This is a genomic window from Marivirga sericea (genome assembly GCF_900177665.1).
Lineage (GTDB): Bacteria > Bacteroidota > Bacteroidia > Cytophagales > Cyclobacteriaceae > Marivirga > Marivirga sericea.
The window spans coordinates 146,695-162,672 of record NZ_FXAW01000010.1 but is presented as its reverse complement, the minus strand read 5'-3'; the positions used below and the strand labels follow the sequence as shown (position 1 = coordinate 162,672).

Below are 15,978 nucleotides of genomic sequence, written 5' to 3'. Positions count from 1 at the left end.
TGGTTTAATCAAAATAATTACTGAATCTCATTATTCTAAAATTATTAATCCTTGAAGATAAATGAAGTTTAAGAAATTAGATATAACGTCCATAATTGCTAAATACCCCAGTGTCTTGACAACTAAAGGGACATATGACAGTGAAAGGATATTTCAATTTAGATCTCTCAATGATTGCTCCGTGTTAAATGATTATCTACTCAACGGTAAATTCGCATATCACTATTTTCCATTTAAGCTGGTCTTAACCGACTTAAAACAAAAACATATATATGTTCTATTTGATGAAAAAAAAATCTATAGAGAGGAAGGAGAGTTTTATCTTATAAGCAAAATGAAAGAAAATGTTCTCAGGTATTCTCCTAGTGAAAAGGTATATGTTAGTGAAATTTCCGGTTCAGAAATTTTTCGATATCAAAAACCAAAATTAAATGAATTATTTTTTTATAAAAATTTCATCATTGAGGCTGAGATGTTTCATAAAAAACAAAACAACTGGCTAAAATGCATCGAACCCTCCACGGGCAATGAAAAATGGCGGCTGGATTTTGAATGGCAGATCGTGAGGTGCGAAGCTTACCAACATCTTCTTATTCTTGATTACAACCACTATGAGTTGCGTACAGATAAGGGCTATGAAGATCAAATGAATTGGGAAAACCCGATTAAATATACCATTGCCATCAATGCTGAAACTGGTGATGAAGCATGGCGACATAATTTTAGATATAATACTATTGATTACGAAAATGGCTTAGTGCTTTCAGGAGGTCATACGGCTAAAAGTGTTGATATGGCGACTGGTAAATTAACAAGGGATGTGACTATAATTCCCGAAGACCTATATGGATATCGTCTCCGTTTCAGCGATGAAGAGGGGTTTTATTATATCCATCATAGAGGCTCTTTTGGTAAAATTAGTAAAACAAGCGGCAATGTATTATGGGAATTTGATTTATTAGATGAGCAGGGAGCTAAGCGAAAATTGACTGATTGGCTCCTATTGGGAAACGGTAAACTCGTATTGAGCACACTACCTAATCATCCCAATGGGGATTTTACTTGCATTTTCGATCCAGAAGAGAATATGGAGTATAGCAATATTATTGATGGCAAACGAGTAAAACCACTTGAATGATGAGTTATGGCTATGTTATATTTCGTCTGATTTTAATTCAGGGCGTATGCTTTACGTTGGGCTATGTCTTTTATAATATCGGTTCTGAGCAAGACCAACCTGTTATAATTACCAGAATAGAGTTAAGTCAAGGAATGAATATGGAAAGCGTTTCTTTACAAATTAAAACACGAGAGGAAAAAGAGTATACCAGAAGTTTCACTATGGAAGATGGAAATCCGATTAACCGCCTGCTAAGCATGTTTCAGGAGCAAGGGATGGTCTCAGGTGATTTTGATTGGAAAGAAAATTTACCACTCGTTTTAACTGAAAGGCAATTGAAAGCCTTTAAGGGCGAAGTCTTTATTAAGAATAGCGGTAATCGCATTGATAGGTTAAGAATAGATAATAAATACATTACAGGTGTTCCTGAGAAAAAACCAAGTATAACGTTTATTGACTTTTTGGCATTTTTCTTTTTTCTGGGTGCTATGTTTATGTTTTACCTTATGGCACGAATAATTACAATTTTAATTATTCATTATAAAAAAAATGGAGGAATAAAGGACTTTTCTTATCCAAACAGGTTGGAAGATTCTGTTGAAGGTTGGAAATATATTTTGGGCTTTAAAACAAAAAAATGAAAAAAACTTTACTGATATTCTTTATTACACTAAGTGTATTGGCTCCAAGACTGGCAGTTTCTGGCAGTACAAGCACAGATAGTCTAGGCGTAAAGTAAACTTATTATTTTTGAATATGGTTGTGGATATGGGAAGTGGCAATGACCTGATTTGCTAAGGCCATTGACTATTTGCAACTCAAGGCATTTCAATTAATCGCAAGCATATTTTTAGTCTTTTATCCAAAACAATACTTCTTTCAATTCTTTCCATTAATTTTAAGCTATGGAAAAAATGAACTGGCTAAAACTATTAAACCCCAATCGTTTAGGGCAAAGCACAAATACCAATCAATCTACTGCTCGATCCTTCTTCGAGCAAGATTATGATAGAATCATTTTCTCTCACCCATTCCGAAGATTACAAGACAAAACCCAGGTAGTTCCTTTGCCGGAAGAAGACTTTGTCCATACGAGATTGACCCATAGCTTAGAAGTGAGTGTTGTAGGAAGATCATTGGGGAAAAAGGTGGGCGAATCCATAGTGGCAAAATATCCTGAGCTAGAAAACTCAGGCTTTTCCTCTTTTGATTTTGGTGCTATAGTAGCCGCGGCTTCTCTAGCCCATGATATAGGAAACCCCCCTTTTGGCCACTCAGGAGAAGATGCAATTTCCGCCTTTTTCAAAAGTAGCCAATTAGGCAAATGGATTCAATCGCAAGTTTCTGTTGAAGAATGGGAAGATTTGACCCATTTTGAAGGGAATGCGCAAGGGTTTCGTTTATTCCATAGACCTGATAACCGTGGTATAAAACTAACCTATAGCACTTTAGCGGCTTTTAGTAAATATCCTAGAACCGCCCATCTTTTCGAAAAAGACAGCAGTCGAAAAAGTCAAAAGAAATATGGTTTTTTCCAAACAGAAAAGCACTATTTCGAGGAATTAGCCAACGAATTAGGTTTAATTCGACTTTCAAATGAAATGAGCTGGGTTCGTCACCCTCTTACCTTTTTGGTGGAAGCTGCAGATGATATCTGTTATCATGTAATCGATTTGGAAGATGGGTGTAGATTAGGTTGGGTTACGTTTGAACAAGCTAGAGATTTGCTAGCCAATGTGTTGGGAGAATCATACTTACCTGAAAAGCTTGAAAAAACAAAAGGCAAAAACGAAAAAATTGCTTATTTGCGAGCCCTTTGTATTAATAAGCTTATCAACGAATGTGCTGATGTCTTCAATAACAATGAAGAAGATATTCTAACAGGAAAATTCGATTCGTCATTATTAAGCCAAATTCCTTCCAAACGAGTACTTAGAGATATTATCGATGTTTCTGTTCAAAAAATCTACCGATCACATTTAGTTTTGGAAACTGAAGTAGTAGGTCACCGTGTTTTAGAGGGACTACTAGATGAATTTCTAGGAGCTTCTATAGCACAAAAAGGGGTAGAAGAATCGAGCAAAAAGGATCTAACCGTTTTTCGCCTGCTCCCGGAAACCTATCAGGAATTAATTACCGATACGGCAAGTCTTTATGAAATCAGTTTGATTTGCATAGATTACATTAGTGGAATGACTGATCGATACGCAATTAACCTTTATAGAAAACTAAAGGGTATTAGTTTGCCAGGGATGAAGTGAGATTTATTCTTACTTCTCCAGAGTATAAAATAGATCTAAGCAATCTTCTGCATTATCATTTACAAAATAATCTGCAACGGTAATAGATTTCACCAAGGCATTATCCGCCTGATCAAGTTTATTTCTATTAAGTCGGTTCAGAAATTCGTAAGGTATTCTTAATAGGGGTGCAGGTAATCGATACTGTAAGTTTAAGATATCAAATCTTGTGATTTTTTTAACGGACTGCCTATTTCTTTCATGATAGTCCATCACTTTGTCATTTCCTGCTATGCCATTCGCTTCCACCTTAGAAAAAATACTTTTGCAAAGCGCTTCCAGTTCCTTTACGTAATATTCCCTCACATGCCACGGATTTCTAGTAAGGGTCATTTTCTTATTTGGTGTGGAAATTATTGCCTTTCCTCCTGGCTTTAAAACTCGATGAATTTCCTTAAGAAAAGTCTTATCATCCTTTATATGCTCAATCACTTGAAAAGAAACGACCGTATCAAAGCTATTATCTGCTATTTCCTTTAAAGGAGGAATATGCATGGCTTTAAAATCCGCTTGAGGATATTCAAGCTGTAGTTCATCAGTCAAGCTTTTATATTTATCAATTCCTGTATAATGATCTGCTGCGTTAATCAGAATTGCCAAGCCTCTTCCTGTTCCACATCCAATTTCAAGTAAATTACCTTCAATTTGAGGCTGAGCATAAACATAGGCTGACAAAAGTCGCTGATGTATTGGATTATCAGATGCAATAGAATCGGAAGTGATTTCCGTAGTAGAAACGTTGGCCATGATCTTTAGCTTAGCTGACTTTTAATGCTTTTTTAATACTATCAAAGAAGGAAACCTGCGGTTTTTCTTCTTGATGCTCAGGGAAAATGGTATCATGAAATGTAATGTCTTCTTTTTCTTTTTTAGTATAGAAAGTAGCAGAAAACATTTTTCTATCTTCTTTATCAGGACACTCCAAAGGCTTAGTATATCCATAATATGAAGTATCCTTCACTTCAAAAATAACCGCTCTATTAAATCTACAAGAAACGGCCTTTTTACATTTTGAAACACAATCATTCCACATTTCCAATGCCCCATTCCATTCAGGTTTCCACCTAGGGGTCAAGTAAAGTTGCAAATTGAGCCTTCTTTGCACATCTTTCTCTGGGTGAATATTAAAATCCACATGCACATCTTCGAAAGATCCTTTTTTGCCTTTCTGAATGCCTACACCAAATCCATCGTTGGTGATGAAGGCATTTTTTATACCCGTCACTCTTTCAATGAATTCCAGAAATTTCGGTTGGGCAATTTCCTCTTTGAGCAAATTGAATAAGCGAGGATATTCCTCAAATTTATCGCCCTCCAGCTTATTTTCGTGTTTATCCTTTTTTGGTTTATTGAAAAGCTCATCTTCAGGAAAAAAATGATGAAGTTTCTCTGCAACCTCTGTTGACAAAAAGTCATCCAGGATAAGGTGGTGAAAAGGTTTGGAAGATTCAAACTCTTCCTTGTATTGATCGATTTGTTCTTGACTAAAGTGCTTACTTTGAATAAGTTCCATAAAGGAATTTAAAATTTCGTGGCGCAAATATACACTTCAAATGTAGTTTGCTAACATAAAAACTAAAATATTTCCCTGCTATTTTTCGATTTTTCTATTCGTCTTTCGACAAACGTGCTAAATAACAGGTGCAAATATTCTGATAAACCCTTTTTTGATGTAAAAAGTGCTAAAAGTTCTCACAATAGTTTCAAATACTTATCTCCTGAAGGTAGGGAAAAGCATAGGCGTCAACTTTTTATATTCTTCATATTCTTTACCGAAATGGTCTATTAATCTTCTTTCCTCATAATGAATCCCTATGAAAAGATAAATGATGATACAAATGGCGTGTACTAAATTAGTATAAGTAGGGCTAAATATCAAAAAACCGATCAGTCCCAAAATTAATGCCGTGTATAGTGGATGTCGCATGCGAGCATAAATTCCACTCCTAATCAATTTTCTTTCTTGCTCGGGTTTAATACCCATAAATTCAGAAAAGCTTATGGGCCTAAAAGCTAATTTAGCTAATAAAAAACCAAATGTTGCTACTATCAGTCCAATTGCTTTGCTAGTTTGATCTTTTGGAAATACGTATTCTGGCGGTATTGTACTTCCTAATAAGAAAATGAACAGCATCGCAAATATTGAAATAATATTATAGACCCTACGGAAACTTAAAGGCTTCAAATTGCTTTTTTCCTTTATTAAGCTTGACGCTAAAACAGAATGAACAACCCCAAAAATTAGCCAGGCTACTACTATTGGTAGATATTGGAGATATTGATTCATCCCTTAACCCAATTTACTTTATCATTAATTGGTTTTCTTTTAGCTTGTGGCCAGAAACCCTCCTTTGGCATTCCCACATACAAAAAACCCAATAATTTATCTTCTTTTTCAAGGCCTAATGCTTTTTTAGCTTCTGACATATAAGTTATACCTCCTGAACCCCAATAGCATCCAACTCCATAAGCACTTGCTGTTAATTGCATATTCTGAACTGCGGAAGCAACTGCGGCAATTTCTTCTTCCACAGGAACACTTTGCTTTTCGTCTCTTTTCATCCCTATTGCTATCACATGAGAAGCCATTAATGGTTTATTTCGGAGCTTTTCCATCTTTTCTTCATCAAAATTTCCTTTTGCTGTAGAAACTTCTTTGTAGATATCAGATTGAAACATTCCTAACTGATCTAGTCCTTTCTCTGTAAAAACGATAAACCTCCAGGGCTCAGTGTGCTTATGGTTAGGTGCCCAATTGGCATTTTCGAGCATTTGTTCGATTATTCTATCATCAACTTTTTCGCCAGAATATTGAGCCGGATAAATAGACCTCCTTGTTCTTATCAGTTCGTTAATTTCTTCAATATCAAATTTTTTGTTCATGTATGTAGTTTTTACTTCGCAATGCTTATACGGAAATCGAGATGAATGTTCTCCATATTTTTGCTGCTTATTTAAGCAGGAATATTTCTGCTAATTTCAGCATCTTTATTTCATTTTTAACCTAGATTTGGAAAAAGGGTTACAGCTATGTATTTTTATTGATATTCATTTTCTAATATGACAAAAATCATTTCATTTATTTCACGAAAAGGCGGGACGGGAAAAACTACAAGTGCCATTCATTTTGCTACCATGCTGCACAGTTTAGGGTACTCGCTTGCGATGTTGGAAACCGACACTAATTATACTCTTAATACTTTAAGAAAAATGGAGCTATATAAAACAGGCGCAAAAGAATCGGCCGTTTTTCCAATTATTGGCTCAGAGGATCATAAAGCATTAGAAGACATTGAAGAATTAAAAAGTAGGAATCTAGATTTTATAGTAGTAGACAGCGCTGGTAAAACGACAGACGAACACATCAAAAAACTTAGCTTGAACAGTCATTTAGTGATTGTACCTACAAGCCTCACTCCCAATGATTTGTTGGTCACCTACCAAACAGTAGAAGATATAAAACACGCCTTAACGGAAAATGAAAATCTGAAAATATTGGTTTTACCAAACAGGGTGCACTCAGCCACTAAAATTGAAACTGTAAAGGATGCCCTTTCCGAATTGGATGCTAATATTTTAGAAGTAAAAGTTCCTGCTAAGAATATTTTTGCTAATTTCAGTACCATCTTAGCAGAAAAGGAATTTTTACCTATCACTAAAGCTATTCTATCACATCTTTAACCCTTTGAGGAACTATGGCCAAGAAAAAAGATACTTTAAAAGATTTAAATGAATTTATGAAGAATCAACCAGCCGAAAGTGGAGAAGCTGACAAAGATTATTTATCTAAAAAACCTACTAGATTAGCTGAGGTTGAAGCTATAAAATCAGAAATTAAACGCTTAGACCAACTGCCTGAAGGTGCTTTAAATGAAAATGAAATAGCAGACTTCATTATTAAAGTTGCGAAGAGCCAAGACCTCTCTTCAAGACAGGTCCTGTACCGAGTGTGTGAAAAAGTGCTAGCTCAAGTAGATGATAAAGAAGGATCAGATATACTTTTGGAAAACCTAATTATATATCTAGAGCACCAAGATTTGCTATTAAGCAAGATTAAATCATAAAAAGTAGTCATTTCACTTTAATTACGCGTGGCAGAAATAGTGGCAATAGATACTATAGCACCTGCTTTTTGTAGTGGAATACTGCTCGCCTGCAAAGTAGCTCCTGTTGTTACTACATCGTCTACTAGCAATATTTTTTTTCCTTCTAGCTTATGAAGGGGTCGTTTTAGATGAAAAGTGGATTCTACATTATCAAATCTTTCAATTCTATGTTTTTTAGTTTGACTTTTTCGGTTTACTGACTTCACTAATAGAGGAACAAATGGGATATGCATGCTTTTGCTCATTCCTCTAGCGATACAATGACTTTGGTTGTAACCTCTCTTTCTTTCCTTTTTGAAATGAATAGGTACAGCCGTTATGAGGTCCCACTCATTATGAAAATAAGAAGATAATTCTTCTCCATATTTTTCGCCCAACAAAACACCAATGGCTTCGTTTCCCTCATACTTCAGTTGATGTAAAAAATGCTGGATTACTGAGCCTTTTTGAAACCAAGTGTAAGTCATAGCATATTGCAAATTAGGGATATCAAAAAAGCGTCTGTGGAGTTGATTAGGTTGATCCAAGTGCAGATTACTAATAGTGAGATGCGAAAAACAATGACTGCATACTAAGGTTTCGGACTTAGACAGTGTTAAATTGCAGACAGTGCAGTAATTAGGAAAAAATAATGATAGAAAATCTGATACAATTAGGGGAAAGTTTTGGTTTCGTAAGTTCACAACGGCTAACTTTGCGGGTTGATTTAGATTTCACAATTGATAGTGGTTTAATTTATGAATAAAGTAGAAGAATTCAATGAATATCGCGCAAAAATGAACGATAAGATCGTGGGGAGCAACAATAAGATCCTCAAGCGCATATTTAATTTGGACACGAATGCTTTCGCAGAAGGCAGTGTAGACAAAAAGACTAAGGAAATGATTGGTCTCTCGTCATCCATGGTGTTACGTTGTGATGACTGTGTTCGCTATCACCTAGGTAAATGCTTCGAATTAGGTGTAACAGAGGAGCAGGTTTTTGAAGTGTTTTCTATAGCAAACCTAATTGGCGGAACAATTGTAATTCCTCATTTAAGAAGAGCAGTTGAATATTGGGAATATTTGAAAGAAAACGGGAATGATTAAAAAAGATCTTGATCTTGAAAGAAGATGGCAAGCATTAAGGTTAACCTTAAAAGATTCTGTCGGCCGAAAACCAAAGGATTTAAATGCCATTCTTTTTTTAATAGGAGTTCAAGAGCTTGGGAAAGGTCCGCATACTTTTAGTAAAGAAGAAAAGCAAGATTTAATGCATATTGCCATTTGCAAAGTATTAAGTCTTTCAGGCTTTTACGAGCTGGAAGGAATGGATGAAAATGGATGGCCACATTGGAAGGCCATTAAAAATCTTCCGCATTTTGATTTATTAGAACAAGAAAAATTGCTTAAGATGCATGTTATTGAGTATTTTGAGCAAGAAATTGGTTTAGAATTTTAATTAGGCATTATTATAATATGAAGATCATTTCTTATAATGTAAATGGAATCCGCGCAGCTGAACGCAAAGGATTAAGCGATTGGCTTAAAACAGAACAGCCGGATATCTTTTGTGTTCAAGAACTTAAAGCCAATATAGACCAAATTGATACATCTATTTTTGAAGATCTAGGATATCAAATCTATTGGCATTCTGCGGAAAAGAAAGGCTATAGTGGTGTAGGCATTTTCACTAAATTAAAACCTAATAATGTGGAAATTGGTTGTGGTATGGAACAGTATGATAGAGAAGGAAGAGTGATAAGAGCTGATTTTAATGATTTTTCTGTACTCTGCACTTATATGCCTAGTGGTTCCAGTGGTGATCCTCGTCAAAACTTCAAAATGCAATGGTTAACAGATTTTCGGAGCTACATTCAAGAACTAAAGAAAACTATCCCTAATCTGTTGATATGTGGAGATTACAATATATGCCACCAAGCCATAGACATTCATGATCCTGTAAGAAATAAAAATAGCTCCGGATTTTTACCAGAAGAACGCGAATGGATGACAGACTTCTTAAGTGATGGCTTTATTGATTCTTTCAGATATTTAAACAAAAAGCCCGACCAATATAGCTGGTGGAGTTATCGCTCTGCAGCCAGAGAACGAAATAAGGGTTGGAGAATTGATTATCATATGCTTTCAGAAAATCTGGTTAATAAACTTAAATCTGCTGATATTTTACAAGAAGTCAAACATTCTGATCATTGCCCGGTAAAAATTGAATTGAATGTTTCATAGAGATGATAAAAGATTGGAAATCATTGTTTTAAAATTCCCGTTACTACTGAAGTGAAGCAAAACAGCAACATAGCGGAAATTCTTAAAAAGCTTCAAGCTTATAAGCGCAAATACTATTTAAATAAAATAGTAAAGGGCTTAATATATAATGTCGCTTTTTTCTTATTTGTTTTGCTGATCTCCAGCTGGCTAGAGTATCAGTTCCAAATGAATAGTTCAGCCAGAACTGTCATTTTTACTGTAGCCTCGATTAGTATTTTCTATTTCCTAATTAAATACATTGCTTTTCCTGTATTCCATCTTTTGCAAAATGGGCAACACTTGAGCGATAAAGAGGCTGCCAAGCAGATCGGTAATTTTTTTCCTGAAATAAGTGATAAGCTCCTCAATATCATACAGTTAAATGAATTAACTACACGTGAAAACAGTTTGATTTCAGCAAGTATTAATCAAAAATATGAAAAGATTTCTGTATTAGACTTTAGAGACAGTATCAGCATTAAAAATGCCAATGCAGGCTATGTGCCTTATGTTGTAGTTCCCTCCCTAATTATTGCCCTAATTCTCATGTTTGCCCCTAATATGATTACAGAGGGTAGCTATAGAATCATTAAGTTTAATGAAGAATTCATCCCAACAGCGCCTTTTACATTTTCCATTGAAAATGAAGATTTGAAAGGATTTAAAGGTGAAAATTTCAGTCTCAAAGCAAAACTCGAAGGCAATGAATTACCGAATGAGCTCTTTATTAATAAAGAGGGTATAAAACAGAAATTAGAGAAAATCTCTGCCAACGAATATCAATTTGTAATAAAGAATATCCAGAACAAATTAAATTTCCGCTTAGAGGCAGCAGGATTCTATTCCGAAAATTACCAGATCATGGTCTATGAAAAGCCAAAAGTTCAGGATATGAATATCACACTAGATTATCCTGATTACATAGGCACCAAAACCGAAAGAATTAGTAATTCCGGGAACCTTATCGTTCCGGAAGGCACACAAGCGACCTGGCTAATAAAAAGCAACTCAAGCGACCAAATTTCTTTTACTATCTTAGAAAATTCATCTTTATTTGAAAAAATTAACTCAAACACATTTAACCTATCTAAAACAATTAGCAAAAGCTCCAACTACCAACTACGCTTAAACAATATTGAAGCAAATTACAATCAAAATATAAACTACTCAATTGAAGTTATCAAAGACAAGTACCCTGAAATAACACTTAATCCTATCAACGATAGTACTTATTATAGACAGGTAGCCCTTGCTGGTGAAATTAGTGATGACTACGGATTTTCACAGTTAAGGATAGTTTACAATACAATTAAGAATGGGCAATCAATAGAGAAGGGATCCATCCCTCTCCCGCTTGATAAAAAAGTACCCAATCAGAAATATTTTAAACTATGGCAAGTTGATTCTCTTTTGCAGGACAGCGATGCAACGCTAGAATATTATGTTCAGGTTGCCGACAATGATGGTGTAAATGGAGCTAAATATTCAAACAGTAATGTTTACAGCTTTAAATTACCAGACGAAAAAGCAATAGAAGAAGAAATTAAAAATACAAGTCAATCCGCTGAAAATCAGTTAGATAAGAGCATTGAATCTACGTTAAAAGCAAATAGACAACTTGAAGAATTAGAAGAAATTCTGAAGACGAAAAGGAATTTAGATTGGGAGGACAAAAAGTTGATAGAAGAAATCTTTCAGAAGAGAGAAAACCGAAGGCAAGACCTAGAACGAATTAAAAACGAACTAGCAAAAAATAGAGCAAAGAGAGATCGATTCAATAAGCAAGATTCTCAATTGGAAGAAAAATCAAAACAACTCGAAAGCTTAATGGAAGAAATGCTTCAGGATGAAAATGAAGAGTTAATGGACAAGATCAAATCTCTATTAGAAGAACAAAACGAATCAGATCAATTTCGAGAATCTGTTGAAGATCTAAAGAAGCAAGAAAAAAATAAGCTAAAAGAAATGGAACGTTTAATGGAGCTTTTCAAAAGAATGGAAATCCAGTACGACATGAAGCAGGTGGGAGAGAAGTTCAAGGAACTCGAAAAGGAACAAAAAGCCTTAGCTGAAGAAAACAAAGCTGAGCAAAACTCTTCTCCTCCCGAACAAAACAACGAGGACCCTGAAAAAGAATCGATCAACAACAAGTTCGATTCGGAAAAGGAACAGCAGGAAGCCTTACAAAAGCAAAAAGAGGTGACGGAAGATTTCAAAGATTTGCAAGAAGATCTAAGAGAAATTGAAGAACGCAATCAATCACTAAAGCAACCAAATCAACTTCAAGACACCAAAGAACAGGAAAGTGAAATTGATTTAAGTCAGCAAAACAGCCTACAAGAAATTCAAGAAAACAATAAAAGTGGTGCAAGCCAGAAGCAACAAAAGTCTGCAGAAGAAATGAAGAAAATGTCAGAGATGCTATCTTCTATGGAAATGAGTATGGAAATGGAGGCTCTTCAGGAAAACATTGACGACTTACGAAATATTGTTGACAATCTATTGAAGCTATCCTTCAGACAAGAACAGCTTATGACAAACTTTAGGGAAGTAAATCCTAGTGATCCTCGCTTCATCTCTTTATCAGAAAAGCAATTAGCTATGCAAGATGACGCAAAAATCATAGAAGATAGCCTATCTGCATTAGCTGAACGTGTCTTCCAATTGAAAAACTTCATCAATAAGGAACTTGATCAAATGAACGGATCCATGAAGGCTAGTATTAAAGCATTGACAGAAAGAGAAACTGGCAAAGCAATAGGAGAGCAACAGTTTGCAATGACTGCCATGAACAATCTAGCACTCATGTTGGATGATGTTCTAGAACAAATGCAAATGCAAATGCAATCATCCATGGGCATGGGACAGCAATCACAAGGGAACCAGCAAACCCCGAGCATGTCAGAAATGCAAAAGTCGCTCAATCAAAAAACACAACAACTTAGCGAAGGACAAAAGCAAGGAAGGCAGTTTTCTGAAAAGCTTGGAGAATTAGCTGCGGAACAAGCCAAAATCCGTAAAATGATGGAAGAACTTCAAAAGCAAATGGGTAAGGACGGTCAAGAACAAGGTCAAGAAAACGGAGGATCCGCAGGAGACATCACCAAAGAAATGGAGAAAATAGAAGAAGAGCTTGTCAACAAAAGAATAAATCAGCAATTAATAGAGCGCCAACAAAAAATTGTTACTCATCTACTCGAATCAGAAAAAGCAAGAGAGGAACAAGAAGAAAAAGATGAAAGAAAAGCAGAAACCGCTACAGAATATGAACGAAAGCGAATCCCAAATGCATTTGAAGAGTATATAAAAGAAAAGGAAAAGGAAATTGAGCAACTTCGAAATGTCCCGCCCAATTTTACACCTTACTATAAAAATGAAATTAACAAATATTACAATCGATTAAAATCTAAAGAAAACCTAATACGATGAGTGAAATCAGTATAAGCATTCCATCTCTCAGCGAGAATATCAGAATAGTTGAGAGCTTTATTGACAATGCAAAAGAAAAGTTTGATTTGAATGATGACATTTACGGCAATATCATGATAGCAGTAACCGAGTCTGTCAACAATGCTATCCTACACGGTAACGAAAGCCAAAAAGACAAAAATGTTTTTCTTAGTTTAAATATGGAAGACAACACTATTGTCTTCAGAGTTTCGGACGAAGGAGCAGGATTTGATTACAATTCACTCCCTGACCCTACAGCACCAGAAAATATCGACAAACCAGGCGGGAGAGGAATTTTTCTCATGAAAGCGCTGAGCGATGAATTAAGCTTTGAACAAGACGGCAAACAGGTCAAACTCAGTTTTTACATCAGCTAATGAGTGAAATTTACTTTTTTAAAGAGGACTGTCAAATTGATTTAAGAAAGCTAAAAAAACAAAAAGCTTGGCTGGAAGAGCTAGCCTTTCAATATAATCACCAGATTAAAGAGCTTAACTATGTCTTCTGTTCTGATGATTACTTGCATAAAATCAATCTAGAATACCTAAATCATGATACCTATACAGATATCATCACATTCGATATGAAAGAAGAAAACGATAATGCCTTAGCATCTGATATATTTATTAGTGTGGATCGAGTAAGAGAAAATGCAAAGAACTTAAAAATCGAAATGGTAGAAGAACTTAATAGAGTTATGGCACACGGATTGCTACATCTCCTCGGATTCAAAGATAAAACAGAGAGTGAAAAGAAGGAAATGAGATTGGCGGAAAATAAAGCCTTAACATTATTATAAATATTAAACTGTTCCACGTGGAACAGTTACTATAAAACCAAAAGTAGAAATCCAGTGTTCCACGTGGAACACTATCAATATGATATTAATATGTTTCAAGATTACGATTTAATAGTAGTAGGAGGGGGTCATGCAGGATGCGAAGCAGCTGCAGCTGCAGCGAACATGGGATCCAAAGTTCTCTTAGCCACTATGAATATGAATACCATTGCTCAAATGTCATGCAATCCTGCTGTTGGCGGTGTAGCAAAAGGGCAGATCGTGCGAGAGATCGATGCCTTAGGGGGCTACTCCGGGATAATAGCAGACAAATCCATGATTCAATTCAGAATGCTGAACAAATCTAAAGGCCCTGCAATGTGGAGCCCTAGAACCCAAAACGATAGAATGCGCTTTGCGGAAGAATGGAGGCTACAACTCGAAAGAATCCCTAACCTTGATTTTTGGCAAGAAATGGTTGCTGGAATCATTGTAGAAGACCAAAGAGTTGTCGGCATTGAAACTAGTATGGGGCTCAAGATAAAAGCTAAGGCTGTTGTTCTAACCAATGGGACCTTCCTCAATGGCTTAATACACATTGGTGAAAAACAATTTGGTGGCGGCCGATCGGCAGAAAGAGCTTCCAAAGGGATTACTGAACAACTTGAAGAATTAGGCTTTGAATCAGGTAGGATGAAAACCGGTACTCCTCCCAGAGTCGATGGCAGATCTATAGATTATAGCAAAATAGAAGAGCAGAAAGGAGACGCACAGCCCGAGAAATTCTCCTTTTCTAAAGAAACAAAAGTCCTAGAACAGCAAAGAAGCTGCCATATCACCTACACAAATCCTCTTGTACACGAAATTCTTGAGGAAGGATTTGAAAGATCACCTATGTTCAACGGCCGCATACAAGGCCTTGGTCCAAGATACTGCCCTTCAATAGAAGACAAAATCAATCGATTTGCTGAAAGAAACAGGCACCAGATATTTGTAGAACCTGAAGGATGGGATACTGTAGAAGTTTACGTTAATGGATTCTCCACTTCCTTACCAGAGGACATTCAATACAAAGCGATTCGAGAAATAGAGGGTTTCAAAAATGTTAAAATGTTCCGTCCAGGATATGCAATTGAATATGATTTCTTTCCTCCGACTCAGTTGAAAACAACACTTGAGACCAAATTGGTACAGAATCTATACTTTGCTGGACAAATTAATGGAACTACAGGATATGAAGAAGCTGCTTGCCAAGGACTAATGGCCGGAATTAATGCCCACCTGAAAATCAATAACCAAGACCCATTTGTTCTAACTAGATCTGAAGCTTACATAGGTGTTCTCATAGATGATCTAATCAATAAAGGCACTGACGAACCATATCGTATGTTTACCTCTAGAGCAGAACATAGAATTCTCCTAAGGCAAGATAATGCGGATGTTAGATTAACACCCTTAGGTCACAAGCTAGGGTTAGCGTCAGATGAGAGAATGGAATACGTTGAAGAAAAGCAATCACATATGAATGCTTTTATGGCCAACTTAAAATCTCACAAAGTTACGCCCAAACATGTTAATACTAATCTTTCTAAGGTAAATTCCTCTCCCATTAAAGAAAAAACTAATGCATATAACATCTTAAAAAGACCGGAGATAAGTTTCACTGAACTCAGCCAAATAGAAGATGAACTCAATACAATGATTAATGGCTACAGCAAGGAAGTAATAGAAGCATCACAGATTCACATTAAATACGAAAGCTATATAGAAAAAGAAAATCAGTTAATACAAAAAATGAAAAATCTTGAAGATCTGAAAATCAAAGACACCTTGGATTTTAATCAAATCCCAGCTCTATCCTCCGAAGCTAAAGAAAAGTTTAGAAAGGTTAGACCTCAAACTTTAGGACAGGCATCAAGAATTAGTGGCGTAACGCCAGCGGACATTTCAATTTTAATGGTTTATTTAGGTAGATAAA

17 protein-coding genes are annotated in these 15,978 nt (G+C 35.7%); 12 read left to right on the top strand and 5 right to left on the bottom strand.

Annotation, left to right across the window (positions count from 1 at the left end; all coding sequences use genetic code 11):
- The first annotated feature begins 61 nt into the window (after positions 1-61).
- The 3 genes from B9Y84_RS19220 (at position 62) to B9Y84_RS19210 (ending at position 3,381) form a co-directional block, all read left to right on the top strand.
- Complete coding sequence (locus B9Y84_RS19220) at positions 62-1,138, top strand: hypothetical protein (RefSeq protein ID WP_085519026.1); 1,077 nt, start codon at positions 62-64, stop codon at positions 1,136-1,138.
- On the top strand, positions 1,135-1,761 hold the full coding sequence (locus B9Y84_RS19215) for a hypothetical protein (protein WP_139828107.1): 627 nt from the start codon (positions 1,135-1,137) through the stop codon (positions 1,759-1,761). Before B9Y84_RS19220 ends, B9Y84_RS19215 begins: the two co-directional genes overlap by 4 nt.
- A gap of 264 nt (positions 1,762-2,025) precedes the next feature.
- On the top strand, positions 2,026-3,381 hold the full coding sequence (locus B9Y84_RS19210) for a deoxyguanosinetriphosphate triphosphohydrolase (protein WP_317043255.1): 1,356 nt from the start codon (positions 2,026-2,028) through the stop codon (positions 3,379-3,381).
- A 9-nt stretch (positions 3,382-3,390) separates the two neighbouring features.
- Here B9Y84_RS19210 and B9Y84_RS19205 read toward each other — a convergent pair whose 3' ends face one another.
- From B9Y84_RS19205 to B9Y84_RS19190, 4 genes are all read right to left on the bottom strand, one after another.
- Complete coding sequence (locus B9Y84_RS19205) at positions 3,391-4,167, bottom strand: class I SAM-dependent methyltransferase (RefSeq protein WP_085519024.1); 777 nt, start codon at positions 4,165-4,167, stop codon at positions 3,391-3,393.
- Positions 4,168-4,177: 10 nt separating this feature from the next.
- Complete coding sequence (locus B9Y84_RS19200; RefSeq protein ID WP_085519023.1) at positions 4,178-4,933, bottom strand: 2OG-Fe(II) oxygenase; 756 nt, start codon at positions 4,931-4,933, stop codon at positions 4,178-4,180.
- A 198-nt stretch (positions 4,934-5,131) separates the two neighbouring features.
- The gene (locus tag B9Y84_RS19195; protein WP_085519022.1) at positions 5,132-5,707 is read right to left on the bottom strand and encodes a methyltransferase family protein; all 576 of its coding nucleotides are present in this window, start codon (positions 5,705-5,707) and stop codon (positions 5,132-5,134) included.
- Positions 5,704-6,303, bottom strand: coding sequence for a nitroreductase family protein (locus B9Y84_RS19190; RefSeq protein WP_085519021.1), 600 nt, complete (start codon positions 6,301-6,303; stop codon positions 5,704-5,706). The genes B9Y84_RS19195 and B9Y84_RS19190 overlap by 4 nt, the downstream gene beginning before the upstream one ends.
- Before the next feature lie 177 nt (positions 6,304-6,480).
- Between B9Y84_RS19190 and B9Y84_RS19185 the strand changes: the two genes are divergently transcribed.
- Complete coding sequence (locus B9Y84_RS19185) at positions 6,481-7,101, top strand: ParA family protein (RefSeq protein ID WP_085519020.1); 621 nt, start codon at positions 6,481-6,483, stop codon at positions 7,099-7,101.
- A 14-nt stretch (positions 7,102-7,115) separates the two neighbouring features.
- On the top strand, positions 7,116-7,484 hold the full coding sequence (locus tag B9Y84_RS19180; protein WP_085519019.1) for a hypothetical protein: 369 nt from the start codon (positions 7,116-7,118) through the stop codon (positions 7,482-7,484).
- A gap of 17 nt (positions 7,485-7,501) precedes the next feature.
- On the opposite strand, the gene B9Y84_RS19175 is transcribed toward B9Y84_RS19180, so the two are convergent.
- Positions 7,502-7,993, bottom strand: coding sequence for a ComF family protein (locus B9Y84_RS19175; RefSeq protein ID WP_085519018.1), 492 nt, complete (start codon positions 7,991-7,993; stop codon positions 7,502-7,504).
- A gap of 270 nt (positions 7,994-8,263) precedes the next feature.
- Between B9Y84_RS19175 and B9Y84_RS19170 the strand changes: the two genes are divergently transcribed.
- The 7 genes from B9Y84_RS19170 (at position 8,264) to mnmG (ending at position 15,977) form a co-directional block, all read left to right on the top strand.
- The gene (locus B9Y84_RS19170; RefSeq protein WP_085519017.1) at positions 8,264-8,614 is read left to right on the top strand and encodes a carboxymuconolactone decarboxylase family protein; all 351 of its coding nucleotides are present in this window, start codon (positions 8,264-8,266) and stop codon (positions 8,612-8,614) included.
- Positions 8,607-8,966 (top strand): hypothetical protein, encoded by a 360-nt coding sequence (locus B9Y84_RS19165; protein WP_085519016.1) that lies wholly within the window; start codon positions 8,607-8,609, stop codon positions 8,964-8,966. Before B9Y84_RS19170 ends, B9Y84_RS19165 begins: the two co-directional genes overlap by 8 nt.
- A 17-nt stretch (positions 8,967-8,983) precedes the next feature.
- Entirely contained in the window at positions 8,984-9,751 is a 768-nt protein-coding gene (xth, locus tag B9Y84_RS19160; protein ID WP_085519015.1) for an exodeoxyribonuclease III, read from the top strand.
- Positions 9,752-9,958: 207 nt separating this feature from the next.
- On the top strand, positions 9,959-13,201 hold the full coding sequence (locus tag B9Y84_RS19155) for a coiled-coil domain-containing protein (protein ID WP_139828105.1): 3,243 nt from the start codon (positions 9,959-9,961) through the stop codon (positions 13,199-13,201).
- Positions 13,198-13,599 (top strand): ATP-binding protein, encoded by a 402-nt coding sequence (locus B9Y84_RS19150; RefSeq protein ID WP_085519013.1) that lies wholly within the window; start codon positions 13,198-13,200, stop codon positions 13,597-13,599. The genes B9Y84_RS19155 and B9Y84_RS19150 overlap by 4 nt, the downstream gene beginning before the upstream one ends.
- Positions 13,599-14,021, top strand: a complete 423-nt coding sequence (gene ybeY, locus B9Y84_RS19145) for an rRNA maturation RNase YbeY (RefSeq protein WP_085519012.1) — start codon at positions 13,599-13,601, stop codon at positions 14,019-14,021. Before B9Y84_RS19150 ends, ybeY begins: the two co-directional genes overlap by 1 nt.
- A gap of 90 nt (positions 14,022-14,111) precedes the next feature.
- On the top strand, positions 14,112-15,977 hold the full coding sequence (gene mnmG, locus B9Y84_RS19140; protein WP_085519011.1) for a tRNA uridine-5-carboxymethylaminomethyl(34) synthesis enzyme MnmG: 1,866 nt from the start codon (positions 14,112-14,114) through the stop codon (positions 15,975-15,977).
- Position 15,978 lies beyond the last annotated feature (1 nt).